The 25,802-nt window shown below is 64.8% G+C and carries 27 protein-coding genes; 11 read left to right on the top strand and 16 right to left on the bottom strand.

What is annotated here, in order from left to right; translation table 11 throughout:
* The first annotated feature begins 34 nt into the window (after positions 1-34).
* Genes LWC34_RS08655 through secD form a run of 3 tightly spaced genes read left to right on the top strand, consistent with a single transcriptional unit; the run spans position 35 to position 3,275 of the window.
* On the top strand, positions 35-670 hold the full coding sequence (locus tag LWC34_RS08655) for a TetR/AcrR family transcriptional regulator (protein WP_233724478.1): 636 nt from the start codon (positions 35-37) through the stop codon (positions 668-670).
* Between the two features lie 13 nt (positions 671-683).
* Positions 684-1,061 carry a hypothetical protein gene (locus LWC34_RS08660; RefSeq protein WP_233724479.1) on the top strand — a complete coding sequence of 126 codons (378 nt, stop codon included), beginning with the start codon at positions 684-686 and terminating at the stop codon, positions 1,059-1,061.
* Between the two features lie 33 nt (positions 1,062-1,094).
* Positions 1,095-3,275: a protein translocase subunit SecD gene (gene secD, locus LWC34_RS08665; protein ID WP_233724480.1), complete on the top strand. Its 2,181-nt coding sequence runs from the start codon at positions 1,095-1,097 to the stop codon at positions 3,273-3,275.
* On the opposite strand, the gene LWC34_RS08670 is transcribed toward secD, so the two are convergent.
* Both LWC34_RS08670 and LWC34_RS08675 read right to left on the bottom strand, forming a co-directional pair.
* The gene (locus tag LWC34_RS08670) at positions 3,272-3,784 is read right to left on the bottom strand and encodes a YceI family protein (RefSeq protein WP_233724481.1); all 513 of its coding nucleotides are present in this window, start codon (positions 3,782-3,784) and stop codon (positions 3,272-3,274) included. The two genes, secD and LWC34_RS08670, sit on opposite strands and share 4 nt — an antisense overlap.
* 1 nt (position 3,785) lies before the next feature.
* Positions 3,786-4,094 carry a hypothetical protein gene (locus tag LWC34_RS08675; RefSeq protein WP_233724482.1) on the bottom strand — a complete coding sequence of 103 codons (309 nt, stop codon included), beginning with the start codon at positions 4,092-4,094 and terminating at the stop codon, positions 3,786-3,788.
* Between the two features lie 92 nt (positions 4,095-4,186).
* Between LWC34_RS08675 and LWC34_RS08680 the strand changes: the two genes are divergently transcribed.
* Complete coding sequence (locus LWC34_RS08680) at positions 4,187-6,856, top strand: ATP-binding protein (protein ID WP_233724483.1); 2,670 nt, start codon at positions 4,187-4,189, stop codon at positions 6,854-6,856.
* On the opposite strand, the gene LWC34_RS08685 is transcribed toward LWC34_RS08680, so the two are convergent.
* Entirely contained in the window at positions 6,850-7,623 is a 774-nt protein-coding gene (locus tag LWC34_RS08685) for a DUF1684 domain-containing protein (RefSeq protein WP_233724484.1), read from the bottom strand. The two genes, LWC34_RS08680 and LWC34_RS08685, sit on opposite strands and share 7 nt — an antisense overlap.
* 414 nt (positions 7,624-8,037) lie before the next feature.
* Here LWC34_RS08685 and LWC34_RS08690 point away from each other — a divergent pair, with 414 nt between their 5' ends.
* Complete coding sequence (locus LWC34_RS08690; RefSeq protein ID WP_233724485.1) at positions 8,038-8,973, top strand: sporulation protein; 936 nt, start codon at positions 8,038-8,040, stop codon at positions 8,971-8,973.
* A gap of 105 nt (positions 8,974-9,078) precedes the next feature.
* Here LWC34_RS08690 and LWC34_RS08695 read toward each other — a convergent pair whose 3' ends face one another.
* A complete protein-coding gene (locus LWC34_RS08695) occupies positions 9,079-9,606 on the bottom strand; it encodes an ATP-binding protein (RefSeq protein WP_233724486.1) in 528 nt (175 codons plus the stop codon).
* Positions 9,607-9,821: 215 nt separating this feature from the next.
* Between LWC34_RS08695 and LWC34_RS08700 the strand changes: the two genes are divergently transcribed.
* Entirely contained in the window at positions 9,822-10,130 is a 309-nt protein-coding gene (locus LWC34_RS08700; protein ID WP_233724487.1) for a hypothetical protein, read from the top strand.
* Positions 10,131-10,228: 98 nt separating this feature from the next.
* Here LWC34_RS08700 and LWC34_RS08705 read toward each other — a convergent pair whose 3' ends face one another.
* Positions 10,229-11,611, bottom strand: a complete 1,383-nt coding sequence (locus tag LWC34_RS08705; RefSeq protein ID WP_233724488.1) for an alpha/beta hydrolase — start codon at positions 11,609-11,611, stop codon at positions 10,229-10,231.
* 97 nt (positions 11,612-11,708) lie between these two features.
* Positions 11,709-12,656 (bottom strand): LysR family transcriptional regulator, encoded by a 948-nt coding sequence (locus LWC34_RS08710; RefSeq protein WP_233724489.1) that lies wholly within the window; start codon positions 12,654-12,656, stop codon positions 11,709-11,711.
* Positions 12,657-13,012: 356 nt separating this feature from the next.
* Here LWC34_RS08710 and LWC34_RS08715 point away from each other — a divergent pair, with 356 nt between their 5' ends.
* Positions 13,013-13,270: a hypothetical protein gene (locus LWC34_RS08715; RefSeq protein ID WP_233724490.1), complete on the top strand. Its 258-nt coding sequence runs from the start codon at positions 13,013-13,015 to the stop codon at positions 13,268-13,270.
* Here the strand turns inward: LWC34_RS08715 and LWC34_RS08720 are convergent.
* From LWC34_RS08720 to LWC34_RS08735, 4 genes are read right to left on the bottom strand one after another with little or no spacing between them, the layout of a single operon-like run.
* A complete protein-coding gene (locus LWC34_RS08720) occupies positions 13,267-14,718 on the bottom strand; it encodes a hypothetical protein (protein WP_233724491.1) in 1,452 nt (483 codons plus the stop codon). The two genes, LWC34_RS08715 and LWC34_RS08720, sit on opposite strands and share 4 nt — an antisense overlap.
* Positions 14,705-15,463: an AfsR/SARP family transcriptional regulator gene (locus LWC34_RS08725; RefSeq protein WP_233724492.1), complete on the bottom strand. Its 759-nt coding sequence runs from the start codon at positions 15,461-15,463 to the stop codon at positions 14,705-14,707. Before LWC34_RS08725 ends, LWC34_RS08720 begins: the two co-directional genes overlap by 14 nt.
* A 47-nt stretch (positions 15,464-15,510) precedes the next feature.
* Positions 15,511-15,930, bottom strand: a complete 420-nt coding sequence (locus tag LWC34_RS08730) for a TOBE domain-containing protein (RefSeq protein WP_233724493.1) — start codon at positions 15,928-15,930, stop codon at positions 15,511-15,513.
* A gap of 38 nt (positions 15,931-15,968) precedes the next feature.
* The gene (locus tag LWC34_RS08735; protein ID WP_233724494.1) at positions 15,969-16,736 is read right to left on the bottom strand and encodes a siderophore-interacting protein; all 768 of its coding nucleotides are present in this window, start codon (positions 16,734-16,736) and stop codon (positions 15,969-15,971) included.
* Positions 16,737-17,135: 399 nt separating this feature from the next.
* Here LWC34_RS08735 and LWC34_RS08740 point away from each other — a divergent pair, with 399 nt between their 5' ends.
* Complete coding sequence (locus LWC34_RS08740; protein ID WP_233724495.1) at positions 17,136-17,618, top strand: cation:proton antiporter regulatory subunit; 483 nt, start codon at positions 17,136-17,138, stop codon at positions 17,616-17,618.
* A gap of 23 nt (positions 17,619-17,641) precedes the next feature.
* Positions 17,642-18,820, top strand: a complete 1,179-nt coding sequence (locus LWC34_RS08745) for a cation:proton antiporter (RefSeq protein ID WP_233724496.1) — start codon at positions 17,642-17,644, stop codon at positions 18,818-18,820.
* Positions 18,821-18,968: 148 nt separating this feature from the next.
* On the opposite strand, the gene LWC34_RS08750 is transcribed toward LWC34_RS08745, so the two are convergent.
* Positions 18,969-19,463, bottom strand: a complete 495-nt coding sequence (locus LWC34_RS08750) for a metallophosphoesterase family protein (RefSeq protein ID WP_233724497.1) — start codon at positions 19,461-19,463, stop codon at positions 18,969-18,971.
* 51 nt (positions 19,464-19,514) lie between these two features.
* Between LWC34_RS08750 and LWC34_RS08755 the strand changes: the two genes are divergently transcribed.
* The gene (locus tag LWC34_RS08755) at positions 19,515-19,988 is read left to right on the top strand and encodes a hypothetical protein (protein ID WP_233724498.1); all 474 of its coding nucleotides are present in this window, start codon (positions 19,515-19,517) and stop codon (positions 19,986-19,988) included.
* On the opposite strand, the gene LWC34_RS08760 is transcribed toward LWC34_RS08755, so the two are convergent.
* From LWC34_RS08760 to LWC34_RS08780, 5 genes are all read right to left on the bottom strand, one after another.
* Positions 19,978-20,184, bottom strand: coding sequence for a hypothetical protein (locus tag LWC34_RS08760; protein WP_233724499.1), 207 nt, complete (start codon positions 20,182-20,184; stop codon positions 19,978-19,980). The two genes, LWC34_RS08755 and LWC34_RS08760, sit on opposite strands and share 11 nt — an antisense overlap.
* A 74-nt stretch (positions 20,185-20,258) precedes the next feature.
* Positions 20,259-21,977 carry a pectate lyase-like domain-containing protein gene (locus LWC34_RS08765; protein WP_504924123.1) on the bottom strand — a complete coding sequence of 573 codons (1,719 nt, stop codon included), beginning with the start codon at positions 21,975-21,977 and terminating at the stop codon, positions 20,259-20,261.
* A gap of 172 nt (positions 21,978-22,149) precedes the next feature.
* On the bottom strand, positions 22,150-23,058 hold the full coding sequence (locus LWC34_RS08770; protein ID WP_233724500.1) for a GGDEF domain-containing protein: 909 nt from the start codon (positions 23,056-23,058) through the stop codon (positions 22,150-22,152).
* A gap of 59 nt (positions 23,059-23,117) precedes the next feature.
* Positions 23,118-23,681, bottom strand: a complete 564-nt coding sequence (locus tag LWC34_RS08775; RefSeq protein WP_233724501.1) for a hypothetical protein — start codon at positions 23,679-23,681, stop codon at positions 23,118-23,120.
* A 45-nt stretch (positions 23,682-23,726) separates the two neighbouring features.
* Positions 23,727-24,653, bottom strand: a complete 927-nt coding sequence (locus tag LWC34_RS08780) for a threonine ammonia-lyase (protein ID WP_233724502.1) — start codon at positions 24,651-24,653, stop codon at positions 23,727-23,729.
* A gap of 272 nt (positions 24,654-24,925) precedes the next feature.
* Here LWC34_RS08780 and LWC34_RS08785 point away from each other — a divergent pair, with 272 nt between their 5' ends.
* On the top strand, positions 24,926-25,663 hold the full coding sequence (locus LWC34_RS08785; RefSeq protein WP_233724503.1) for an endonuclease/exonuclease/phosphatase family protein: 738 nt from the start codon (positions 24,926-24,928) through the stop codon (positions 25,661-25,663).
* Positions 25,664-25,802: the final 139 nt, after the last annotated feature.

Consider the following 25,802-nt stretch of genomic DNA (forward strand, 5'->3'; position numbering starts at 1 on the left):
GGCCTGCCGAGCCGGTCAAGAGAGCGGGGTAGTGATGTCGCAGACCACGGAGCGCCGGGTGCGCCAGGCCGCGATCGAACTCTTCGCGACCAGAGGCTTCCACGGCACCGGCATCCGCGACCTGGCGGAGGCCGCAGGCCTGTCCTCGGCGACCCTGTATCACTACATGGGGACGAAGGAAGACCTGCTGGTCTCGATCATGCGCGGCAGCCTCGAACGCCTGATCACCGCGGCCCAGCGGGTGACCTCGGATGCCTCGGACCCGCTCGACCGTATTTCCCGCCTGGTCGCGCTGCACGTGTTCACGCACGCGTCGCAACAGTTGGAAACCCGGGTGGTCGATGGCGAGATCCGTGCCCTGTCGGATGCGCGACGGCCGGAGATCATTTCGCTGCGTGACGCGTATGAAGCCTTGTGGCAGTCCGCGATCGACGATGGCTGCACGCGCGGGCAGCTGCGCCCGAGTTCCCGCCGAGTGGCACGGTTGGCGTTGTTGGAGATGTGCAGCGGGATTTCCCGGTGGTACTCGCCAGATGGTCCGTTCACTTTGGACGACTTGGCCAGGCGTTACGTGGAGATGGCGCTCGGTTTGCTCGGCGCGGCGGATCCGTTGCCGGAACTGAAATTGGAGCCGGTGCAGGAGGTTGTGGCTGTCGTGTGGGGGGATTGAGTACAGTGGCGGCATGACAGCCCGGCGCCTGCTTCTGCTGCTGGTTGCTGCTGTCCTTGTGTCGCTCGGTGTGCTCGTGGCCAAAGGGTCTGTGCCGGTCACGGAAGTGGGGCACCCTGCGGCCAATGTTCCTTCCGACCGCGAATCCGATACTGAGACCGTCGCGCTCGATCAGTCGGTGGTGCACGGGATTCCGCCGGTCAGGGATGTCGGACGGCCCGCGGCCGACCCCGGTTTGCTGAAAGTGCAGTGCCGCACCGAAGCCCAGACCGCCGAGCCCGTGCTGATGCCGCTTGGTGTGCAAGATGAGGTTGTGCCGCTGGTTTCGCGCGACGCCGTGCTTCTGGTTGCGGATGGTCGTGCTCCGCCAGTCCGACAGGTCGTTGCGTAGCACCCTGTCCGACAATCCATATAGGAGCCTTCTTTGTCGCGCGCACAAGCGCGGCCGAGGATGACTGGGCGCGTGATCACGTGCCTGGTCGTCCTTGCCGCGGCTGTCTACCTTCTTCTCACCACCGCGCCCCGTCTGGGGCTGGACCTGCGTGGGGGTACGCAGGTCGTTCTGGAAACCAAAGCCGAGGTTGACGACGAAGCCACCGAGCGGACCCTGGAAGTGTTGCGGCGCAGGGTCGACGCGCTCGGTGTTGCCGAACCGATGCTCGCCCGTTCCGGCGACAACCGGATCATCATCGAACTCCCAGGCCTGCAAGATCCCAAACAGGCTGTTGAAACCATTGGCAAAACCGCTCAACTGGCCTTCCATTCCGTAACTGGCCCGGCCGAGCAACTCGGGCCCGTTGCGTTGACTGGCGAAGGAGTCGAGGACGCTCGGCATGAGACGAACCCGCAAGAAGGCCCAGGCTGGTTTGTCAGCATCGGCTTCGCTAGCGACGCGACCACCAAATGGGAGCAGCTGACCGGCCAAGCCGCATGCTTTCCGGCTGGCGACCCGAGGCGACAGGTCGCGATTGTCCTTGACGGCAAAGTGATCTCCGCGCCCCAAGTCGACGTGCGGGCGCAGTGCAACGTTGGGATGATCGGCGACCGGATCCGGATCACCGGACAGTTCAACCAAGCCGAAGCGAAGGACCTGGCCCTCCTCATCAACGCGGGCGCTCTCCCAGTTCCGGTCGAAATCGTCGAGCAGCGGACGGTCGGCCCGACTCTTGGCGTGGCGGCGATTGAGGACAGTGTCCGAGCCGCGGTCATCGGGTTGGCACTCACGGCCGCATTTCTGATGATCGTCTACTGGTTCGCCGGGTTCATCGCCGTACTCGCATTGCTTTGCTACGCCTTGGTTTCGTACGCGGCATTGCTAGCCATCGGGGCAACGCTGACCTTGCCCGGTCTTGCCGGGTTCGTCCTCGCGATTGGAATGGCGGTCGACGCAACGGTTCTCGTGTTCGAACGGGTCCGAGAGGAACGAGATAGCCCGCTACCCAAGGCGATCGAGAAAGGATTCAAGGGCGCCCTGTCGGCGATCGTCGACTCCAACGTGACGACCCTGATCGCCGCAGGTCTGCTGTTCCTGCTCGCATCCGGTCCCGTGCAAGGCTTCGGCGTCACGTTGACCATCGGCGTGCTGGCGGCGATGTTCACCACCTTGGTCCTGACCCGTGTGCTCATGCATTTCTCTGTAAGCTCGCCCAAAATCTCCGGCTTGACCAGGGACGGCCGAGTAAGGCAATGGGTGAACCGCGGGAGCCCGAACTTCCTGTCCACACCGCGCACATGGTTGGTCGCGGCCGCCGCCGCAGTGCTGATTGCCTTGGCGGGCATGATATTCGCTGGACCCAAGCTCGGCGTCGAGTTCACCGGTGGGCGCGTCCTCGAATACAGCACCTCGGCCGACGCCAACCAAGTCCGCGAAGCCGTGGCAGAGGCCGGTTTCCCAAGGACGATCGTGCAATCCTCGGGCAACAACACCGTTTCGGTGCGGACCGAGCCGATCGATCAGGCAGCCATGGAACGGATCCGTGACGCTATTTCGGCAAAGGGACAAGCCACCCAGATCAGGGATGAGCAGATCGGCCCGAGTCTCGGCGCAGAGCTGCGGATCAAGGCCCTGATCGCATTGGGACTCGCGGTCGCCGCCCAGTTGACCTACCTGGCCATCCGGTTCGACTGGCGGCTTGGCGTCGCGGTGGTTGCCGCGCTTGCCCAGGACGTTGTGATCATCCTGGGCATTTTCGCGTGGCTCGGCAAAACCATGGACGGCGTCTTCCTTGCCGCTTTGCTCACCGTGATCGGATATTCCGTCAACGACTCCGTCGTTGTGTTCGACCGGGTTCGTGAGCTGAGGGGCAAGCGCCCGAAGGATCCGTTCGCGAGAACTGTCGGCTCCGCTGTTTTGCAGACGTTGCCGCGTACGGTGAACACCGGAATTGGTGTCCTCTTTGTCCTCGGGGCGCTGCTCATCCTCGGTGATGGTTCTATTGCTGACTTCGCATTGGCTCTGCTACTTGGCTTGCTCGCAGGTACGGTGTCCACAGTAGCCACTGCTGGGCCCGTGGCCATCCTGCTGGACCGGCGTTGTCCAGGCGCAGCGCGTGCGCCCAAGCGAACAGGCCAGCGAGTCCGGACCGGGAGTGGGGCGGTGGTTTAGCCGACATGACGCACGCTCGCGGTGATCGTGATGTCGACGATCCGGCCGATCAGGAACCGGGGCGCCCGCAACGCGATGTGCCTGCGGTCGAACTTGGCGGTCGCGACCATCAGTACCGTGCCCTCGTCCGTCACGGACGACCGGAGGTCGCCTTCGATCGGCGCGAGCATGCCGCGAACGCCCAGCTCGCCGGTGACGTGCCAGCCTTCGTCGGTCGCGGTGACCGCGGTTGACCGGAACGTCATCGTCGGGTACGCGTCCAAGTCCAGCAGGCTGGGCTTACGCAGGTGCTGGTCACGGCGGGGAATGCCGGTGTCGATGGCGCTGAGGTTCAGCGTTCCGCGCACCGACGTCGGCGCCCCGTCCGGTCCGACCTCGACGGACCCGTCGATGATCGGCACGGTGCCGTTCGCCTGCTTGCCGAAGTTGCCGCCGACCACGAACGTGGCGACGCTGCTGCCCGGGGCGATGACCCAGGTGCCTGCCGGAAGGGTGACTGCGGTGGTCATCTCATGCTCCTTGGAGGTGTGCCGCGACCACAGGGAACAGCTCGACCCGGTCCGGCCCGCGCAGCAGGGCGACGTCCTCGCCGGGCAGCAGGTCCATGCTCATGATCGCTTTCTGGATCTCGCGCAGGGTCTGCTCGCTGTCGGCGATCGTGACGGTGAACCACGATCCGTCCTCGCGCTGCAGGACGTAGCTGCTGACGTTGTCGAACGTGGCGATCAGCGGCTCGATGCGGTGCGTGCCGGCGAATTCGGCCGCAGCGATCTCTTCCGGACTACGGGGTCCGTCGAAGTAGGTGAGTTGTGCGTGCATGCCAAGAAGTCTCTGGTCACGCGGCACTGAGCGGATCAGTGTCAGTACCGAGGATTGGTACTGAACTTGCCCCCGGTAGCGATACTGATGGCATGGATCTGCCGATCGTCGGACGCGCGGACGAGCTCGCCCAGCTGCGAGCCGCGTTGCTGTCCGCGTCATCAGGATCGGGCAGGTTGGTGCTGGTCAGCGGCGATGCCGGGATCGGCAAGACGCGCATGGCCACGGCGCTGACCGAGATGGCCGCCGAGTACGACGTGCCCGTCGCGCGTGGGTACGCAGTGGACGATCCGGGGATGCCGCCGCTCTGGCCGTGGCGCAGGCTCGCTCGTGACGTCCCCTGTTTGGCTGAAGCTCTGGCGGCGGACACGGCGTTGGGCTCTGCGTCGGCCCGGTTCGCGATGTTCACCGACGCGACCGATGTACTGGCCGGCACCGCCAAGACAGGCATGGTGCTCGTGCTTGAGGACCTGCACTGGGCCGACCGGATGTCGTTGCGCCTGCTCAGCCACCTCGCCGGGGAACTGGCCGGGACGAAGTTGCTTGTGCTCTGCACCTTCCGTGACGCCGACGGCACGCCACTGGCCGAGTACCTGCCGGACCTGATGCGAGCGGGCGTGAGCAAGTCGATCCGGTTGGCCGGGCTGTCCACCCAGGACATCGCGCACTGGCTGCGGATCGAGGCGATGGACGTGGCCATGGCTTCGCAGCTGGAAGCAAAGACCAACGGCAACCCGCTGTACGTGCGCCTGCTCGTCGACTGTGGACACGACATCAGCGGGCACCCGGAGCTGCGCAGGCTCGTGCTCGCCCGGGTGCCCGAAGAGGCAAAGGAGTTGCTCGGCGCGGCCAGCGTGCTGGGGGAGGAGATCGATCTCCCGCTGCTGACCAAGGTCTGCGGACTGGCCGAGGACCGTGTTGGTGAATTGCTCGATCAGGCGGTACAGGCGGGAATTCTTCGCGCGCTACCGTCCATTTCGTTCGTTCACGCACTGGTCCGTGACGCGCTCTACGAACAACTGGCGCCGTCCCAACGATTGACGCTACACCAGCGTGCCGCCGAAGCTCTGGAGGAGTCCGGTACGGCCGGGCAGGTCGCCAACCATTGGCGGCGTGCTGGTGATTTGACGAAGACCGTGCACTGGGCACGCAAGGCCGCCGCGTCCGCTATGGACGATCTGGCGTACGAGGAGGCGGTCGAGTTCGCCAAGCTCGCGTTGCAGTTCCCAGATGGACAGTTGACATTGGAGCTGGCCAAGGCCGAGTACATGGCCGGGCAGATCCATGCGAGCCTTGTCCACTGTGAACAAGCGGCAAGGCTTGACCCGGCACTACTTGCCGAGGCCGCACTCGTGATCACCGGACTCGGTGACAGCAAGACATTGACCACAGTGGACAAAATGTGCGCGGCCGCGTTGCGGGCGCCCCAACCCGACGCCATCCGCGCGCGGCTGTTGGCCAAGCGAGCGCTTGCTGCGGCCGAAACAGGTACGGCCGCGGAGAGGTCCCGAGAGCTGTCCGCCGAAGCGCTTGCCGTGGCCGAAGCCAGCGGAGACCCCGATGCGATCCTGGACGGGATCCACTCACGACACATGACCTTGTGCGCGCCGCAATTCCTCGCTGAGCGCACGAAACTGGCCGAGCGCGCCGTCGAACTCGCCGAGGTGGCACGGCAACCGCTTGCCGCGATGTGGGGGCACGTCTGGCTGGTCGACGCGTCGTTCCAGCGTGGCGACCTCGCCGCGGTCGACTACGAACTCGGCCAGATCGAACAGTTCGCCACAACCAATCAGCACGCGTTGGCGTGGTGGCACGTGACGAGGTTGCGTGCGACGCGAGCCGCGCTCGTCGGCGACATCGAGCAGGCGATCGAGTACAACGAATCGGCGCGCCGGATCGCCGAGCGGATCGACACCGAGGCCACAGCAGGCCTGTATTTCGCGTTCCTGAACCAGATCCACCTGCTGCGCGGCTCGATCAGCGATGAGGACGCGGCCGCGGTGCTCGCGGTACTCGGATCCGTGCGTGACGTCGTGCTCGCCAGGGTGTTCACGCCGATCACGTACGCACTGGCCGGAGACATGGCCGCGGCGACGGCGACGTTCGAAGAGTTCCGGCACATGCCCGATACTGTCCAAATCGGACCTCGATGGGCGCCGTTGGTCTACCACATCGGGATCTGCGCGATCCTGCTCGACGACGTGCCGACCGCCGACAAGGTCTACCGCATCTTCGCGCCGTTCGAACCAGACTTCGGGACCGACGGATCGGGCGCGGCGTTCTGTGGCGGCTCGACCGCCCGGTGGGTCGGCGATCTCGCGCTCGCGACAGGCCGCGTGACCGAGGCGATCGGGCACTACCGCGATGCTGTTTCGATGAACGCGAAGATTGGCGCTCGTCCGTTCCTCGCGTTGAGCAAACTGGGGCTGGCCAAGGCATTGCTGCAACGAGGCGAGCATACCGACATACCCGAACTGCGTCGGCTGGCGGCTGAGGCGGCGGCCGAGTTCCGCCGCCTCGACATGCCCAAACCGCTAGCTGCCGCGGACACGCTGCTTCGCGGAGCGTCCAACGCAAGCCCGCTGTCCCGCCGTGAAACGGAAGTAGCCGAGCTCGTCGGGCAGGCCCTGTCGAACCGGCAGATCGCCGAACGGCTGGTGCTGTCCGAGCGGACTGTCGAGTCACACGTGCGCAGCATCCTCAACAAACTCGGCTACAGCACCCGTACCGAGATAGCGACCTGGAACCTCAGGGCTCAGTAAGGCGTCTTCTCCCCGGCCTCCACCGCGAACGGCAGGTTGTTGCCCGCAGGCGGCAACGGGCACGTGGCGAACTCGGTGAACGCGCACGGCAGGTTCAGCGCGCGGGTGAAATCGATCGTGACCGTGCCGTCTTCGGCGATTTCGGGGATCCGTACTTCCCGGTTGGCCGCGTACGTCGTGACACCGCTTGTGGCGTCGGTGAAGAGAAGCGTGAGTCCCTGGATTTTGCCGTTGAACGCGGCCAGGGTGTGCTCTTGGCCGTCGAATTCGAAGCGCACGATTCCTGGCACGGTGTAGACGTGGCTGAGGCCTTCGACAACCGCGCCGACCGTCGTTGGGCGTGGTTCGTCGAACGGTTCGTACTTGCCTTGCAGTACCCACTCGGGCTTCGGCTCGTAGGCCGGGACGCCGCGGAAGTCCTGCAGGGCTTTGGCTTTCGGGTCGTGCACGCGGATCAGATAGCCGGAACGCCTCGCCACCTCGATCTCGACGTCGCCCGCGATGACCCGGGTTCCTGGGCCGCTGTTGATCAGCTCGAACCTGCGGACGCCGGTGATCGGTTCACCGGTGTAGGTGAGGTCCTTGCCTTGCGGGTCGACGTAGGCCGCGTCCTGGTCCTGCCACCAGACCCCGGGTACGTCGCCGTAGGTGCGTGGAGTTTCGTCGAGCCAGTCGAGCGAGGTCAACGCCAGCCAGCCGTACGGCTGGGCGAGGTCCTGCTCGCGGCGGGTGTGCCAGTCCTGCCACTCGGAAACGAAGTTCGACATAGGAGGTGTAACGAGCACCTGCGCCCGCTATTCCGCGTCCCGCATGACGAGATCGCGGCATGCCCACCGCTGCTCCACGCCGTGTCCTCCATTCCGACATGCCGTGTCCACCGTTGCTGAAGGCCGTGTCCACCGTTGCTGAAGAGTGTGTCCACCGTTGCGACACGGCCTGTCGTCTGTTCTGTGCCTTGATCGCTCCATCGCTACCCGGCCGGGCATTTCATAGCGCTGGAATGGTCATTTCGGTGTGCTGGAACGGTGGACACGGTGTGCTGGAACGGTGGACACGGGGTGTCGGAACGGTGGACACGCGGGGCGTCAGCCGGGCGGGCGATTTGTCCGGAACTTCTGAGCCCTAGAGTTGCGTTGGCATTATGTCCGCCCCTGCCGTTCAGTGAAGGAGAAGACCTCCGGATGGTGTTCAAGAAGATGCTGCAGAAGCTCGGAGTCGGCGGGCCGTCCGTCGACACCGTGCTGGCCGACCCCAGGGTCACCCCTGGCGGGACGCTCACCGGCGAGGTGCGGATCGTCGGCGGTGAGGGCGAGGCCGAGATCGAGCACATCGCGTTGTCGCTGGTCACCAGGGTCGAGCGTGGGGACCAGGGCCAGCACATGGTGGAATTCCACCGTGTCGTCGTCGCCGGCCCGACGAAGCTGGCGGCCAAGCAGGACCGCACCATCCCCTTCAGCATCCCTGTTCCGTGGGAGACGCCGATCACCGAGGTCGGCGGCCAGCGCCTGCCCCGGATGGAACTCGGACTGCGTACCGAGCTGTCGATCGCGAAGGCCGTGGACAAAGGCGACCTCGACCCGGTCTACGTGGTTCCGCTCGAATCACAGGACGCCGTGCTCGAAGCCTTCGGGCAGTTGGGTTTCCACTTCAAGTCGGCCGACCTCGAAGCAGGCCGGATCTACGGAATCCGGCAGGAACTGCCGTTCTTCCAAGAGATCGAGTTCTACCCGCCGCAGCAGTTCGCCGGTCGGATCAACGAAGTCGAACTGACCTTGGTTGCCTCGCATGAGGGCCTGGTGGTTGTCCTCGAGGCCGACAAGCGTGGTGGCTTCGGTGGCGGTGGCCAAGACGTGATCGGCCGCTGGGAAGCCTCGCACCGTGAAGCGGCCGAGCTGGACTGGGCGCGGATGTTCCACGAGTGGATGGACAAAGTTGCCAGCAGGCGCGCCAGCATGTTCGGCGGCCACGGCGGTCATTACGGCGGCCACGGTGGTCACCGCGGTGGTGGCATGGGCGGCATGATCGCCGGTGCCGCGGCCGGTGTCGTCGGCGGCATGATGATCGGCGAAATGATGGACGGCTTCGGCGAGGACGAAGGCGGCGGCGAAGAAGGCTGACACGGAATTCGCCCGGGTACGCCAAGTACCCGGGCCGTTCCCCTGAACGGAGACCTCGCCGTTATGAGCGAAGGCCGCGGTCCCCGCGCAATGCCCGGCCCATGATCAGGAGACCTTGCGCGCCACCTGCAACCGGTCGCTACCTCCTACTGGCCGCAAGTCTTCGATCGGCCATCCCAGTACTACCGTCGTGCCGCTCGCGGTCGACGTCACGTCGAATTCGTCCGCGAGGGCGGCCATCAGCAGCAATCCCCGCCCCCGGGTGCTCGGTTCGGTTCGCGGCGTGCGCCATGTGCCGCTGTCGGACACGACCGCCCACGCGCAATGCCGTGACCGGTCACAACCGGCGAACAGGGCCACCGGGCCAGCACGGTTCAAGTACGCGTGCTCGATCGCGTTGGTGGTTGCCTCATCCAGTGCGAGGACGATGTCCTGCGTCAGGGCGACGTCCAAGTCCAGCTTGCTCGCCCATCGGTTGATCTCCTGCCTGGCGGATCCGAGTTTGCTTGGATCGGCGGAAAAGCGCAGGTAGACGTGTGGTTGCGTGACATCGGCGTCCGCCAGGACCCTGGCCGCCACCTTGGGCAGCGTCGAACCCCAGTCCTGTAATGAGAGCGCAGCCTTCTTTCGCATCGTTGCCAACACCTTCGACTCCGCTGACAAGTCCGCCCATGGCTTACCCGTTCCGTCGTAGATCTATTCCTCCGTTTAGCGGCACCGGGTTTTTACGCAGCGTGAGCACGGCTGGTTGCGCCCCTCGATCAGGGGATCATCGTTTGGGGCGGGCTTCCTGCGGGAAAATTGATCTCGGCGGACAACGGGGTCCGCCACCCACAAGGGGAGTGGCCTTGACCATCACTCATCGGGGGAACCTGCCCGCCGTCGCGCTCACGCCCGGCCTGCGGCTGCGTACCGAAATCGGCGTCGCGCTGCACGACCTTGAGCAAGAAGCGGATGTCCGAACGGTCCTTGACAACCTTCGCGGCGCGCTGGCCTACACCGCCGCGATCGGCGAGACGGCCATGATCGCGAGAGCCGCGGAGAACGTCAGACAAGCCATCGCCAGGCTGGACGCGGGGCTCGTCACGTCCGCGTCCTCGTCATTGACCGAGGCGCTGTCGACATTGAGCCCGAAAGCAATGGCGCCGGTTCACTGAAAACGACCCCTGCATGCAGGGTGCAGGGGGTCGTCAGGTCTGTCTGGTGGAGACCGTGGGTGCCGGGCCAGTCGGGGTGGTCCGGCACCCACGGGGTCTTACGGGGCGATACCGATGTTCGGGTAGAACCTTTTCCAGATCTTGGCCTGGAACTCGGTCAGCGCCGGCCAGCCGAACGCGCCGATCCGTGGGGGCACGCGGGATTCGTAGCTGTTGGGCGTGAATCCGGGCTCGAAGAAGCAGCCCTTGTGGTACTTCGCGTCAAACGTCGGGCACGATGCCGCGACCGAGGCGGGCGTGGGCTTCTTACCCGTGTGCACCCAGGTCGACAGGGCCGAAATGGCCGAGGCGTACCCAGAGTCACTCAACGAGCTGTGCTCGCTCTCCTGAGTGAAAGTCTGCACGAGGTAGCGCGCGTTGCCCGCATTGGTCACCGTCGCCTTGTATGCGGCCTCATGCTCGATGAACGCGGTCGGGTCGTTGATCGCGTGCATCGTCAGCACCGGCACCTTGATGTTGCCGGTGAGGTCACTGTCGTACGAGAGGTCACGAACGGCTGACGGGTCGGCAAGGAAGCGTTGCACGCCAAGGTTCAGCGCCACATCGTCGTGCGAGCCGGTGTACCAGACGCCCAGGTTGGTGAACGGGTTACGGCCACCGAGCCGGTTGGACACGATGTCGCGGAAGGTGAACGTGGAGAAGTTCAGGTGCGACGTCAGCGTGCGCTCCGGGATCTTCGTCACGCTGAGGATGTCCTTGAGGTTCTGCGCCTGCTGCGCCGTGCGCTCTTCCGGCTTGGACTCGATACCGGTGCATTCCTGCAGCCGCGACCGCAGGCCGGTGCCGGTCATGGTCGAGTCCTTGCGCAGACCCATCCACAGTGGATACTGCGGCTCGGTCGGCCTTGGGTGGTTCTGGCAGTAGTACTGGTAGATCACACGCAGGTCCACGCGGTAGTTGTAGCCGCGGGTCGCGCCTGCCATCACGCCGTTGGTCAGCAGGACACCGTCGTATTTGTACTGTTCGGCGGCCTTCGCGGCGATGTTGCCGCCCCAGGACTGGCCGTGCAGCAAGGTGGTCTTCGGCTTGCCGAAGGTCTTGGTGAACAGCGTGCGGAGGTTCTCAGTGTCCAGAATGGCCATTTGGGTGCCGTAACCGCCGCGGCGGTACGCGGAACCTGCCCACGCGTAGCCCTCGTTCGCCATCACGGCCCAGCGCTTCAGGTCGTCGAAGCTGCGCTCCTGCGTTGGCGCGCCGAGGTCGGGCCCGCCGTGGGTGTGCAGCACCAGGGTGCCGTTCCAGTTACGGGGGACGGCGATCATGTAGAACGCGCCGTTGCTGTCTTTGCCGCCGTAGCACGTGGTTTCCACGGACACGGTGTCCGGGCACGCTGCCGTCGGCAACTGGTCCGCAGCAGCCGCTGCAGCAGGAATCGCTGTCAGTCCGACCGCTAAGGCGGCGATAAGTGAAACCGTCTTCATGAGTCCTCCGCGAACTGCGCCCCGTCGCGCTGGGCGTGACCGTAGCCACATTGGCCGCGACTCGCAGAGGTTACGTTCATTGAGTTCATGCCGCGAATTAATCGTCGACGTTGAAGGAAACGTCCCTTGCGGTGTCCACGAAGGAACGGATTGCCGCATTACGGGCCGAAGTGCGCCAAATCGGCACAACGACCATCGGCGGCATGTCGTGGATCGGCACGACGGAAAGCCCAGGGAACGCCAGCCGATCGAGTGCGGTACTGACCGTGACGTGCAGACCGTGGCCGCGGGCGACCGATGTCAAAGCGTCCTCGACCGTCAGCACGGTCCGGCCAGCCATCTGCGGGATGTCCTGGCTCAGCCGATGGAGGGACACGCCGGATGGCGTGACGTCCGGTATCCAGGAGTCCAGCAACTCCGTTGGCCACGAATTGCTCGGGCTCAGCAGCGGATAGCCGACAAGCCGCTCGATGCTGATCGATTTGAATTCAGTGAGCGGATGGCCCGACGGGACGATCACGCCACGGCGCACCTGATGCAGCACCGGACCGACCGTCCGGCCGGGCGCCTCGATGGCCTTTCCGTCACCGCCAGGGCTCCACACCAGCTTGATGTCGGTGTCCTGTGCCGCGAACGGGCCAGCCGACCCGATATCGAAGTTGACCATCGCGCGGAGTTTGACCGTGAATCCGGGATGGCGGTGTTCGAAAGCGGTCACGATCCTGGTGACGGCTTTCGCGCCGATCGAAGGCATGTAGCCGACGGACAGTTCGACTTGGACGTCGTGCGCGGCGACCTGACAGTCGGTCAATGCCGAGATCAGCGAATCGAAACCGTGTCTCGCGCCATCGTGGAATTTCTCGCCGAGCGCGGTCAGCCTTACGGTACGGCTGGTTCTCTCGAACAGCGCGCCGCCGATCTCGCGTTCGAGCGCCCGGATCAGTTGACTCACCCGGCCCTGCGTGACGTGCAGGCGATCCGCGGCCCGGCCGAAATGCAGCTCATCGGCAAGGACCAGGAAGGTCTCCACTTCCCGTAGTTCCACTGCGGCCCCTCGCGCTCGACCTGGTCGATGACGACGCTCATGGTCAGGTTAGCGGCAACTGCGCGTGCATCCGATCGCAGCTTCGGTTACCGGGCACGCCCCAAGGAGATTGGCATCGTCCAACAAAAGTTGTGACAGTTCGGCAATGTGGCATGCGGCGCGTCGAGCCGAGCAGGAAACAGAGGTTGATCAGGACAACCCAGGTGTCGTCCCGAGTTGGCTCGCCGCGGGAAAGCAGGCGGTCGGCTGGCTGATCGACACTGTCGTTCAAGGGGTTTTCGACCAGGAGATCCGCGCCTCAGTCGGCCGCGCGGGCGTGTTCGTGTCGCTGGCAGGGAGACCACCAGCAGTACGCGTTGGCCGCGAAGTCGCCGAAGTGGGCGAAAACGTTGAAGAACGGCGCGATCATCGGGCCGTACGACATGATGAACCCTGGTCATCGGCTGCTGGGGTTCGCGGATGGTGCCAGTGGGCGGGCTGTTCAGGCCGCCGCGGAGATCGTCACGGCGACGAGGGACGAGATCGAGGAGGATGACGCGTTCGCCCGGCACGTGCTGTATCCGGTGCGGGAGAAGAAGAACATGTACGACGACATCGGGACAGCGGGTGCCTAGTTTCCAATGACCAGGGACTTGTGAAACAGCCCTTCTCCTCGCGCTTCCTCCCATGCCGTTTTACGGTTCAGCCTGCCTGTTCCGCCTGGGTCGTCCACGATCACGTAGTCCTCGTCGACCGACTGCAGGCGCATCCAGTGGTTGTACTGGCCGACCGCGACCGGCATGCCCGCGTCCAGGATCGGGCCGAACGTCGACAGCGCCCATTCCTTGTAGCCCTCCAACGGAACCGAGGCCTCGTCCGCATCCGCACCCGGCAGTGCGCGGCCTGCGGCGACGATGTCCGGCGTCGCGCCTTTGCGTTCGGCGGCTTGGCGTTTGTTCAGGATTTCCCAGACCATGCTGGTTTTCTTCTTGCCGATGGCGTGCAGTTCGTTCTGCTGTGGGCTGTAGACCGATTCGGCCCGCACGCCGAACTTCGCGAACATCTCCTGAAGCGGCTTGTTTCCCTTGGCTATCCAGTACAAGGCTTTCAGTCTGGCCTGCTCGATCCGCTCGTCGGTCGGATCCTTGGTGCCGCCGAGCTTTTCAACGGTCGCCACCAGTTGCATGAAGTCGGCGAGGCGTGCGCGTTCGAAGTCGGTCTCGGTGCTCAGTTTGCGTTGCGCCCAGTCTTCGACGATCCGCATCGTTTCCCAGTCGCCTTGATAGTCGTCGGCGCTCATTCCCAGGTGTTCGAGGCACATCGCGACCACGGTGACGTTGCACGTGGCTCCTGCGGCCTGCGCACTGACGATGCCCGCGTTGGCCGCTTGCGTGTAGAACGGGGCGATCGCGTTGAGGCGACGAAAATAGGTGGCCTTCTGGGTCGCGTCTTGGACGCCGTTGATCGCCGCGCGGACCGCGCCGATCCGCTCGACCAACTGGGCGCGCTCGGGGCCTTTCTCCTCGAAGGTTTGCTGGTAGACGGGGGCTTTGCGCTTGGTTGCCTGCTGGCCCAAGGCTTCGAGGGCGTCGAGTTCCGCCTCGATGTCGCTGATAGCGGTGGCAGGGGAGGTACCAGAAGGAGGTGCCGGTGGGGAGGAGGTGGCTGGAGCCATTGGTGTCGCGCCGCCTCCCGGAGCTGTCGATTCCGCTGATTCTCCTGGCCGCTCGTATCCCTTCAACGCCTTGAACGTCCGGCCGTCTGGATCAACCCGTCCGTCCGCTTTGGACCACTGCAGCACTTCTTGCTGGAACTTCCTGATGCCCGTGCCGAGATTTGGTTCGAGGTATCCGGCCGACGCAAGCAACCGGATCACCACGGCGATGTCACCAGGCTTGTTCTCGCCGCCGATTCCCACCGAGCCGCTGATCTCCTGCCCGAGGACCCCTTGCACGACCGTACCCACCGCACCCATCAACCGGCTGATCGCTTGGTTGCCCGCAGCGAAGAAACCGGGCCCGCGGACCGGCGAGGCCGACTCCTCGTCCGATTCCGAAGAGGACAGACGCTCAGCCTGTCGCATGTCCGACCTCCGGCCGCAGGATCTGGCAGAGCAGGTCACGGCTCGCCTGATCCGGGCCACGGCTGGAGGAGGCCAGTGTCATCCGTAGCCGCTGGTACGCCGCAACGGCCCGGGTGGGCTGATTCGCCAGGACACAAGCCCGCATCAACACGCGGTACGCGGGCTCATCAAGGGGATCAGAAGCCACGAGGGTCTCGGCAAGTACCTGGGCCAAGCGTGGCGCGCTGGTCCGCAAAGAGCACTCGGCGGCCACGTGCCGAGACCGCCGCAGCAAGGATTTCTGCACGTCACGAGCCTGCTCGGCCCAAGATGCCGTGCGGTGATCGGTGAGCACGGGCCCGTCGTCAAGCAGCCGCATAGCCTTTTCGGCAATGAGCAGGCCGTGCGCGGGCTGGGCCTCCTTCAACAGGCGCTCCGCCTTGAGCACGCACGTCGCAGCCTCGTGCAAATCCACATGCACCGAGTCGCCCAACTGGTAGCCACGCCTGCCGCCGACGATCGTGTCCTGACCAAACCGGCCACGCAGGCGGCTGACAAGCGTCGCCACGTTTGCTTCGGGCTCACGTGGCGGCGCGTCCTCCCACAACGCCGTGACCACGTCCGTCATCGGCACCGCGCGGTCACGTTGCGAGCCGAGCAGCGCGAGCAACGTCCGCGCTTTCCGGCTACCGACCGCATGGGCCTCCCATGCGTCCGCTGTGTTGGACACCCTCACCACGCCGACCAGCCGCAAGTACCAGCTCATACCCATACGGCGTGACGCCCGCGTGCCACGGGGGTGCCACACAGTTTCTAAACAGTTGTCAGCGAGATCTCTGTCGACTTGATCAAGGCCACGACCTGGGCACCTGCGGTCAGCTTGAGCTCGTCCACGGCGTCACGGGTGATCGCGGCGGTCAGTTCGCCGCCGTCGACCGACACCTTGACCGTGGCCATAGCGCCACCAGACGCGACGCTGGTGACTTCACCGCGCAGCTGGTTACGGATGCTGATGCCGGGGATCGGTTCGGTGGACAGCGCCACCTCGGTCGACTTGATCAGCGCGCTGACCGGCGTGCCATCGGCGAGACCCAGCTCGTCGACGGCCTCGCGGGTGATCGCCGCAGTGATCTCTTGCCCGCCCGCGAGCCGCGTCTTGACCGTCGCCATGACCTCGCCGGGCTGGACCGCGCTCACCGTGCCGGAGAGCTTGTTACGAATGCTCAGTGCCATGAGCACGGACTGTAATGCCGGTCAGGCAACCCCGCGACTCAGTCGTACGCCGGACGGTTCGCGCGCCAGTAGCCGCAGAAGTAGATCTGCTTCTTGCCCACGGCACGCTCGTTGACCAGGTAGCGACGGATCGACGTGGCCAATTTGGACTCACCGGCGACCCACGCGTACAGCTCGCCCTCGGGGAATTCCACCGAATCGAGGGCTTTGATCACCTCGATGCCGCGCTTGCGGCCACGGTTGAGCCACGCCAGCTCGACGCCGTCGGGCACCGTGAGGTCGATCTGGGTGAAGGAGTCGGCGACCTCGAGATATACGAGCGCCTTTGTCTGCGGCTTAAGGCTTTCCAGCATTCCGGCGATCGCGGGCAGCGCCGTCTCGTCGCCGACGAGTAGTTGCCAGTCGGCATCTTGCGGCGAGTATTCCGAACGGTCGGACAGCACGCCGATCCGGTCGCCGGGAGCTGCCGCGCACGCCCACTTCGAGGCAGGGCCGCTGTCGCCGTGCAGGACGAAGTCGATGTCCAGTTCGCCGCGCTCGTGATCGATGCGGCGAACCGTGTAGTTACGCATGACCGGACGGCGTTCGACCGGCATCGCCTGCAGCTCTGGCCACCAGTCCTCGGTGACCGGCAGGCGGAAGTCCTCCGCGACCGGGAAGAAGACCCTGGCCAGGTGATCAGGGCCGGCGTACTCGAAGTTCGGGACGTCGTCACCGGCCAGTGTGATCCGGGCCAGTTGCTCGGACAGTCGCTGGACGGCCGTGACTGTCACGAACATCGGTCGCTGCCGGTTTTTCACGCTCATCCGCACCCCTCCCAGGCTTCTGTCGGTTAGCCTAACCTAACTTTGATCGTCGGGGGAACGGAGAAAGACCTGCATCCTGCTGCTCGACCTGACCGGCATCACGGTGTCCGCTGGGGCGTTCGTCGGTGCGCTGGGTACAGCGGTGATCATTTACCTGCTCGCGTGGCGACGCGCTGACATGGCTCACCGGCAGTCTGGTTGGTCGCACGTGGACAGACGTCACGCCATTGGCGCTCATCCTGCTCATCACGATTCCGCTCGTGGTGCGGCTTTCCCATTCGACCGCGCTTGTGACCTCGGCGCTGGACTTGCCTTGGGTGTCCGGCTCGGCACCGCATTGCAGCTGGTGCAGGGGTTCGATGCGGTGTTTGACCCAGCTGTCGAGCTAAAGTCGATAACGTGAACGTCGAGGTGACACCTCTGCCGGGTTTGGGCACACGCCAGGACTTCGTCTCGCGCGGCGGCCGCAGGATCGGAGTGATCACGTACCGCGACGGCAAGATGGAGATGATCGTCTCCAAGCAGGACGACACGGACTCGTGTGTCGCGTCGATCCCGCTGACCGTCGAGGAGAGTGCGACACTGGCGACCTTGCTTGGCGCGCCACAGCTGGTTTCGCAGTTGCGTGACCAACACAGGGAAGTGACCGGCATCAACACCCGCCAGCTCCCGCTCGCGCCGGGGTCACCGTACGACGGCAAGACTCTCGGGGATACGGCGTTGCGTACGAGGACAGCGGTGTCCGTCGTCGCGGTGGTGCGCAACGGCACCGCCCACCCCTCGCCCCGGCCGGACTTCCGGCTCCTCGGCGGCGACATGCTCGTCACGGTCGGTACAGCCGACGGGCTGAGCAACGCCGCCGATGTTCTCGAGTCCGGCTGATCTGATCCACCACAAGGGGACAAGTGCACGACACCGCCATCTCCCTGATCGAACTGGGAGCGGTTTTTTTCGGCCTGGGGTTACTCGGACGTATCGCGTGGAAAATCGGCATATCGCCGATCCCGCTGTACCTGATCGGCGGGCTCGCGTTCGGCGCTGGCGGACTCGTCCCGTTACACGGCATCGAGGAATTCGCCTCGCTCGGCGCCGAAATCGGCGTGATCCTGCTGTTGTTGCTGCTGGGTCTTGAGTATTCGGCGGACGAACTCGTCACCGGAATGCGCCGGTCCTGGCTGGCGGGTGTGCTGGACATCGTGCTCAACGCCACGCCCGGCGCGCTGGTGGCGCTGTGGCTGGGCTGGGGCCCGGTCGGGGCGATCGCGATGGCTGGGGTCACGTACATCTCCTCGTCCGGGATCGTCGCGAAAGTCCTCGGCGACCTTGGCAGGCTGGGTAACCGGGAAACGCCGGTGGTGCTGTCGATCCTGGTCTTCGAGGACCTGGCGATGGCGGTGTACCTGCCGATTCTCACGGCGTTGCTGGCCGGTGCGACCCTGGCAGGCGGGCTGACCGCGGTCGGGATCTCGCTGATCGTGATCACGATCGTGCTGATCGTGGCGCTGAAGTTCGGCCGCTACGTCTCGATGCTGGTCGACAGCCAGTTGCCCGAGGTGTTCCTGCTCCGGGTGCTCGGGGCGGCGCTGCTGGTGGCCGGAGTCGCTTCGCAGCTTCAGGTTTCGGCCGCGGTGGGCGCGTTCCTACTGGGTATCGCGATTTCTGGTTCTACGGCAGAGAACGCGACCAAGCTGCTTGAGCCCTTGCGGGACTTGTTCGCGGCGATGTTCTTTGTGGTTTTCGGGCTGAACACGAACCCGACGACCATTCCGCCTGTGCTGGGGTACGCCGTGTTGCTGGCTTTCGTGACTGCCGCGACGAAGGTGGCGACGGGCTGGTTCGCCGCTAAACAGCAGGGGATTGGCCGGTTGGGGCGGGCTCGGGCGGGTGCTGCTCTCGTGGCCCGGGGCGAGTTCTCGATTGTCATCGCTGGGCTTGCGGTGACCGCTGGGGCTGTGGATGAGCAACTTGCCGCGCTGGCAACGGCTTACGTGCTGTTGATGGCCGTGCTCGGTCCAGTGGCCGCTCGTGTTGTCGAGCCGGTGGCCCGTGGGATGCAACGGAAGCTGCGGCCAAGGCCTGCTTAGGTCTTCATGGGCCGCCACGATGGGCTTGCGATCTTCGGTGGTTCGGTCACCCATACTTTGACGTTGAGCCAGGTGGCTGGCCATCCGCTTGGCGGAAGTGTGTGGTGACGGTTCCACTGCCAGCCGGAGCGAATCAGCCAATGCACGGCTAGTCCGTTACCGGAATGATCCTCGCGTCGACGAGTTCGCCGTTGGCGATGTCCAGGATCCCAATGGTGCCTTGGGGTTGGCGGCGGCGGTCGGTCGGCGACCCCGGGTTGAAGATCCGTACGCCGTCGCCGGTCTGGTCCATCGGGATGTGCGAATGCCCGAACACCACGAGGTCCGCGTCCGGGAACCGGCGGCGCATCCGTGCGGTCCGACCGGTTGCCTGGCCGCTGTCGTGGATCATCGCGACTCGCAGGCCATCCAACTCCACTTCCAGCGTCTCCGGTGCGCCCCACGCGGCCACGTCCGGTCCATCGTTGTTGCCCAGCACGACATGCACCGGTGCGAACGCTGCCAGTTCGTCCAAAACATCTGGTGTGCACACGTCGCCAGCGTGCAAGATGACTGAAGCATCGCGCAGATGCTCGGCCACTCGGGGCGGGCATGACTTCCAGCGCCGTGGCGAGTGCGTGTCGGCGAGTACGACCACTCTCATCCGTTCATTCTGCTGCAAAGGTTCTGCAACGGCTGTTCATACGATGAACTAATGGGAGTTCCCTGGGGCGTAGTCGCCTACTCAGCTTCAGCCGACCGCGCCGAGATCATCGAGGAGTGGGGTCCACTCGCGCAGCAGTCCTACGAGGACCTCGGCCTCAACATCCTGCACGGCAACGACCGCATCCATTTCCTGCCCAGCACCGAGCCGACGGTCCACCATGACCCCGAGGCCCGTGCCCTGGTCGATGCGTTGCCGTACTGCGATGGTTCGTACGACGACTTCGAGCGGCTTTTCGATGGGTACGAGCTGTTCGTGCCGTGGGATTCCTTCGGTGCGGTGCATGTCCCGGGCAGCAGCCGGGTGGACGGCAAGTTCGCGGTGTGGGTACGGGATTTGGCGCGATGGATGAAGAACCGCGACGACTTCCCGGCCGGGTCCGATGTGGCCTTGCTGGCCAGCCAGTTGCACGCGCAGGCCACACTCGCCACCGAACTGGCGATGATCATCGAAATCAGCTTCTGACCAAGGCGAATCCGGCTTCCCGGCTGATTTCCAGAGCTGTCGCGGTGTGCACGGCGGCTTGGGTGTGGTCGTTCAGGCTTTCCAGTGCGGCGGCAAGGCCGAGGTGGATCCGTGCTTCGGTATGCCGCTGGCCGCCGCGTACCGCCAGGTCAAGGGCACGGATCAAAGCGAAATACGACCCGCGTGACGTGTTCACCCACAAAACTGGGGGTACACCCCTCGTGAGTGTTTTCGCCGGTTCTAACCGGCGAAAACACTCACGAGGGTCTTTCAGGGGTAATTGGCCAGGTTGGCCACGTTGCGTTGCGGGTTGGAGGGGCCGCCGGTGTTGTTGATGATCCGGTTGATCGTGCCCGCGCCGCCGAGGGACACGGTCACCATGCTGTGAAACCGGACGCCGGGAACGTTCGGCACCTCGAAGGCGCGTTCACCGACAACACTGCGGTTGACATTGAAGTTGCAGTAGCTGCCAAGGCCCCACGCCTCGTGGTTGGTGACGTTGTGGCCCACCTTGTAGGCCGCGTAACCCCGCGTCGCCCCGTTCATCCAGGCTGCCTGGTTGGGCGGGTCGTACGGCATTTCGTTCTGGTAGAAGTACGTCCAGCCACGGTTGCCGTTCCAGATGGTCTGGTATTTCTGGTAATGCTCGACGAACAAGCCGTACGCGGTCACGTCGTTGCCGTTCACGATCAGCCCGACATCCGCGGTGTTGGTGTTCCAGCCGACACCGGAACCGTGGTCGCCACGCCAGATCCACGAGTGGTCCGAGATGACGTTGTTGCTGTTGATCACCAGGCTGTTGGTTGCCCGGCCGACACCGGCGCCGCCGACCCGGATGTACAAGTCGTGCAACGAAGTCGGGTTCGCCGCGTGATTGGCGGTCGATCCGTTCGGTCCAACTTGGACAAGGGTGTTGGAGTTGGTGGCACCGGCGTCAACCAGGATCCCGGCGATCTTCACACCGTCCACATCGGCCACTGACATGGCCGTGATGCCGTTCTCCGGGATGAAGGTCGCCAGCCCGAGGCCGAGGACGACGGTGTTCGGCCTGGTGATCTGGATCGTCTGGTTCAGCCGGTAGATGCCAGGCGTGACAAGCAGATGCTGTCCTTGGGCGAGGGCCGCGTTGATCTGCGCGGCCGTGGTGCCCGGTTTGACGATGAAGAACTGGGAGATCGGAATCGACGTGCCCGCGGGCGCGCCGCTCTGCCAGGTCGTGCCACGCGCGTTGTTCCGGACAGCTGGAACGAAAACGTGGTAGTTACGGCTCGAGTCGGAGTACAGGAACGGCTTCTCCCGGATGACCGGTGTGTTGGCGACCGTGGTGTGCGGCGGGCTCGGGAAGGTGCTGGCCGGAGCGCCTGCGACGCCCGTGAACACCATGTTCCAGTTGGACCCGGCCCAGCTGCCGATCTGCGAGTCCCGCGTGTACCACTGCTGTTGCGAGCCGGACCGGACCTGTCCGTCGATCCTGCTGTCGGCGATGAACCCGCCACTGGACCATCCGCCGTCGTCGAGCTGCAGATTGCCTTTCAGGTGCATGCGGCGATACGCCGACGCCTGCGAAACGGCCCAACGGTCATTGCCACCGGTCGGCGCGACAGCGAGGTTTTCCGCGCCACGCCAGAAGTTGTGCGTGGCGTTGCCGCCGAACCAGTCGGCCTCGACGTGCACCGCGCCGTTGATGTTCGTGTTGTCCGGCGACATGCCAAGACCGATAACCTGGGTGTAGTACCCGACATTCACGTTGACGTTGTACGAACCGGGCTCGAACAGGAACGCGTACCGGTTCGCGCCGAACTGGCTGCGTTCTTGTTGCGTGAACACTTGGTTCACGCGTTGCTGAATGGTCGACTGCGGCGTACCTGGCGTGAAGATGATGACGTTCGGGCCAAGGTCGGGCGGTGCCGCCATCGCTTGCGTCGGCACGAGAAGCGCCGCCGTGAGCGAGGTGAGGACCCCCAGCCGGAGAAGTCGCCGTGAGATCACCAGAATCTCCTAACGTCGGCCGCTGCCGCTCGCTAACAGGGCAGGGTCAAGCGCACAGCGGCGTCCCATCCACCTGGCGGCGACACGCTCATGTGCGCGACGTGGAGCACCGTGATGATAGCGCTCTCACGAGCGTGGCGCGACGCGAAGTCGCGGTGACGGGATGCTGAATTCAGCGGGATTCGAGGAAGCGAACGGCCTCGTTGACCATGTCGCACAAGGGACACGACGGCGTTGTGGTCGTCGCCGCAGGCCGTTCGACGGTCCGGGCCTCGGGCTCCTCCGTCGGAGTAGGAGAGGTGTGCCCAGTGGTTCGCGGCTTGTGCGTGGTTGACGGCTTCGGCGGCTGCACGGTCGCCGTCATCGTGACGGTCGTCGGCACGGTCACGGGAGGAAGCGTCACGGTCGGCAGCGCCGGAGCTGGCCCGGACGCGGTGACCTGACTCGCGGACGGTGCGTCGCCCACCATCGCCACCACAGCAAGGCACGCGGCGCACGCCCCGGCAATGGCCAGTGGCACGCGAAGAGACCGTCGCGACGGCGTCTTGACCCGGTCCCGGCCGCTCTTCTTCGCGCGGCGCAGGGCGGCGTCGGCCTCGACGATCAAGGCCTCCAGGTCGGTGTCCGGATGTCCGATGGCGACGCCGAACGACGCCGTGATCGAGTCGATCCGGACGGTTCCGCCCTCGGTGGGGGCGTGCACGATCAACGACCGGACGGCCTGCCGGACGCGTTCGGTCACGACCATGGCTTCGTCCAGAGTGGTCTCCGGGAGCAGCAGCAGGAACTCGTCGCCGCCGTGCCCGCCGTACCGGCCGAGCAGGTCACCCTTTCGAGTGCCCTCGCGCAACGTGCTCGCCACGCCTTTCAGGACCGCGTCACCCGCGACATGGCCGTACTTGTCGTTGACCTGTTTGAAGTTGTCGAGGTCGACGACGACCAACGCGGTCGATGCGGACGCCGCGAGCAGCCGTGGTGCCTGCGCGTCCCATCCCCACCTGTCCAGCAACAAGGTCAGGCGGTCGGTTGCCCATGGGCCATGCGGGTGGCCGCACGAATCGCAACTGGACGAATTGGTCATCTTGGGGCAGTCTCCCTTCGGCCGGTGAGACTATCGGTTGACTGCCCGTGACGCAGCGTTCAGAGGGGTGAACCGTTGATCTGTCGGGTGATCTCTGTGTGACCGGCCCGCAGGCTCGCGATAACTGTGCCCCACATGACAATCGCGCCACCGAAACCTGTCACGGCAGGCCATGCCAATGGCTGCCCGGACGACCCGAGAACAGTGGCGAGAATGGCGACGCCGCACAACAACAGCGCCATCGTGCGGAACCGGGTCGATCCGAAGATCTTCGTGAACGGGATGAAGTGGACGCCGACGCAGAACAGGATCCACGTCGCCACGGCCTCAGGCTTGCCCAAGAGACCGGTCAGCACCCGTGAACCCGCGAAGATCGCGACAACCATGAGCAGAACCGCGATGCCGTACTGCTTGCCGAAGGGGTTCTTGGCGCCTTCGCCAGGATCCGGCAGCTGACCGCCGTGCCGACGCAGGCTCATCACCCACGCCACCAGGCCAATGAGAATCGCGATCCCGACAATCCGCAGGATGGTCGCCTGCTCGGGCGCTGACGTCACGCCGTAGAACCACCAGCCGATACCGAAACCGCAGCTGATGAACGTGGTCGCCATGAGAGTGGCCATGTGGCCTTTGGTGAACAAGATGGACCCCAGTGTGTTTTCGAACCGTCAGGCGAGGATCTTCGCCAAGACGGGCAGTGCGATGTTGCGTCCCGAGACAACCGCGACCGGCTGACCGACGACGTCGACCTTCCCGGCGAGCAAGGCCGCGACCGAGACAGCGCCCGCGCCCTCCGCGATCACGCCATGGTTCGACGCGAGGTACCGGATGGCGTGATGCAGTTCCGCCTCGGTGACCTGGACCAGCGAGTGGACGTGCTTCTTGATGAGGCCGACGGTGACCGAGCCGGGTTCGAGGTTGCCGGTAATGCCATCGGCGATGGTGTCACCGACCGTTATCTCCACCTCATGGCCCGCTTTGATGGTTTCCGACATCGCGACCGACTCAGCCGACTCGACGCCAACTATCCGTACATCTGGTCGCTGCGACGCCCACAACCCGAGACCGGATGCCAACCCGCCGCCTCCGACCGCGCACACAACCGTCATCGGTCCGTCAACCTGCGCGTCGAGCTCGTAGCCGATGGTTCCCTGGCCAGCAATCACGGCCGGGTCGTTGTACGGCGATACAAACACACCGTGCGTGAGCGTGAGGGCGTGCTGTTCGGCTTCGTCGTACGTCGTGCCTACCTGGATGAGCTCGACGCTGTCGAAGGCTTGCAACTTCGACACCTTCACGGACGATGCGTGGCCCGACACGACAACCGTCGCCCGGGTTCCCAGCAATGCCGTCGCCGTCGCGACTCCCAACCCGTGATTCCCGGCGGACGCGGTCACAACTTCAACGTCCGACGGCAGGTCTTGCATGGCCGCGATGGCACCACGGACTTTGAAGGACCCGCTCGGCTGCGCGGTCTCCAGCTTCAGCCAGATGTTCCCGGTGGTGTCCAGCGGCGTCGGGCGCAGTACGGCGGACACCCGTTCCCGCGCCTTGGCCAGATCGTCGACGTCAGGGACATGGACCGTGCGGATCATGGGCATAGCCTAATCACACCGAGTTTTGCGGGGCGTTTAATCCGTTGAGCCGACGACGGCCGACGCCGTAACCTGATGTCTGCGAGGCCATGAAGGACCTTCCTCCTCACTTCGACTCTAAATCGACCACAGGTTCTTCGCTTTCCTCGCATCAGACTTCGGGCTCGCCACGCAGGGGGAGGGTGGCGAGCCCTCGCCTGTTTGCAGCTCGATGCCGATCCCTTGCCACCTCGCCTGTGAACCTGCTTGTCTCACCTCACTGGGAGGTGACCATGAAGGTTCGAGTGGTTTTGGCGGTCGTGCTCGCGTTGGTGGGAATGGCACCGGTGGCGACAGCGGCGACACAGGTCAAAGTCCTTCAGCTGAACATCTGCAACAGCGGTGTGGCTGGCTGTTACACCGGCCGAGCACTGTCCAAAGCGGTCTCGGTGATCACGTCGACCAAGCCGCAGGTCTTGTCGGTCAACGAATCCTGTTCTGGCGACGTCGAACCGCTCCGCCAAGCGATGGGTTCGGCCAGGGCGGCATTCGTTGCAGCGCAACGTCCTGATGGTTCGCCTGTGCTGTGCACGAACGGGCAGCAATACGGCAACATCGTGATGGTCTCGGAATCTCTCGCGGGTTCAACCACAGCGACAGGCAGGTACGACGCGCAGGACACCAGCACGGAGCGGCGGGTCTGGGCATGTCTTCCCGCTGGGCGGATCAGCGCCTGCACCACGCACCTCTCCGCGCGGAGCGGGTCGACGGCGATGGCGCAGTGCAAGGAGTTGATGGCCAAGGCCGTCACCTACCCGCGGCCTACGGTGATCGCCGGGGACATGAACATGCGGTACCAGGGCTCGCCGAACGTTCAGGACTGCAATCCGAGCGGCTTCTACCGCAAGGGTGACGGCAGCCTGCAACATATCTTCGCGAGTGCCGATCTGGCATTCGTCAGCGGTACGAAGATAGACATGGCCGGAACCACTGATCATCCGGGTTGGCTTGTCACGGTAAATATGGCTTGACCGCTGTCGGGGCGCCCGGCATGATTCAGCTACACACCGAGCAAGGAGAAATCATGGCGAACATGCGACAGCGGGGATACTCCGCCCAGTTGCTTTCGCCCTGCTTGCGAGGTTGGCAACTGCACAGTCGTGCGTGGCT

The organism is Kibdelosporangium philippinense (genome assembly GCF_021390435.2).
GTDB lineage: Bacteria > Actinomycetota > Actinomycetes > Mycobacteriales > Pseudonocardiaceae > Kibdelosporangium > Kibdelosporangium philippinense.

What these genes read in the sequence shown, in the direction of transcription:
- LWC34_RS08755 (WP_233724498.1), top strand. Translation starts at nt 19,515, where the DNA reads ATGGGAGTTCCCTGGGGCGTAGTCGCCTACTCAGCTTCAGCCGACCGC.
- LWC34_RS08735 (WP_233724494.1), bottom strand. Translation starts at nt 16,736, where the DNA reads ATGAGCGTGAAAAACCGGCAGCGACCGATGTTCGTGACAGTCACGGCC.
- LWC34_RS08680 (WP_233724483.1), top strand. Translation starts at nt 4,187, where the DNA reads ATGGATCTGCCGATCGTCGGACGCGCGGACGAGCTCGCCCAGCTGCGA.
- LWC34_RS08660 (WP_233724479.1), top strand. Translation starts at nt 684, where the DNA reads ATGACAGCCCGGCGCCTGCTTCTGCTGCTGGTTGCTGCTGTCCTTGTG.
- LWC34_RS08695 (WP_233724486.1), bottom strand. Translation starts at nt 9,606, where the DNA reads ATGCGAAAGAAGGCTGCGCTCTCATTACAGGACTGGGGTTCGACGCTG.
- LWC34_RS08725 (WP_233724492.1), bottom strand. Translation starts at nt 15,463, where the DNA reads ATGAGCTGGTACTTGCGGCTGGTCGGCGTGGTGAGGGTGTCCAACACA.
- LWC34_RS08705 (WP_233724488.1), bottom strand. Translation starts at nt 11,611, where the DNA reads ATGAAGACGGTTTCACTTATCGCCGCCTTAGCGGTCGGACTGACAGCG.
- LWC34_RS08780 (WP_233724502.1), bottom strand. Translation starts at nt 24,653, where the DNA reads ATGATCCGCACGGTCCATGTCCCTGACGTCGACGATCTGGCCAAGGCG.
- LWC34_RS08785 (WP_233724503.1), top strand. Translation starts at nt 24,926, where the DNA reads ATGAAGGTTCGAGTGGTTTTGGCGGTCGTGCTCGCGTTGGTGGGAATG.
- LWC34_RS08720 (WP_233724491.1), bottom strand. Translation starts at nt 14,718, where the DNA reads ATGCGACAGGCTGAGCGTCTGTCCTCTTCGGAATCGGACGAGGAGTCG.
- LWC34_RS08690 (WP_233724485.1), top strand. Translation starts at nt 8,038, where the DNA reads ATGGTGTTCAAGAAGATGCTGCAGAAGCTCGGAGTCGGCGGGCCGTCC.
- LWC34_RS08730 (WP_233724493.1), bottom strand. Translation starts at nt 15,930, where the DNA reads ATGGCACTGAGCATTCGTAACAAGCTCTCCGGCACGGTGAGCGCGGTC.
- LWC34_RS08655 (WP_233724478.1), top strand. Translation starts at nt 35, where the DNA reads ATGTCGCAGACCACGGAGCGCCGGGTGCGCCAGGCCGCGATCGAACTC.
- LWC34_RS08670 (WP_233724481.1), bottom strand. Translation starts at nt 3,784, where the DNA reads ATGACCACCGCAGTCACCCTTCCGGCAGGCACCTGGGTCATCGCCCCG.
- LWC34_RS08750 (WP_233724497.1), bottom strand. Translation starts at nt 19,463, where the DNA reads ATGAGAGTGGTCGTACTCGCCGACACGCACTCGCCACGGCGCTGGAAG.
- LWC34_RS08685 (WP_233724484.1), bottom strand. Translation starts at nt 7,623, where the DNA reads ATGTCGAACTTCGTTTCCGAGTGGCAGGACTGGCACACCCGCCGCGAG.
- LWC34_RS08775 (WP_233724501.1), bottom strand. Translation starts at nt 23,681, where the DNA reads ATGGCCACTCTCATGGCGACCACGTTCATCAGCTGCGGTTTCGGTATC.
- LWC34_RS08770 (WP_233724500.1), bottom strand. Translation starts at nt 23,058, where the DNA reads ATGACCAATTCGTCCAGTTGCGATTCGTGCGGCCACCCGCATGGCCCA.
- LWC34_RS08675 (WP_233724482.1), bottom strand. Translation starts at nt 4,094, where the DNA reads ATGCACGCACAACTCACCTACTTCGACGGACCCCGTAGTCCGGAAGAG.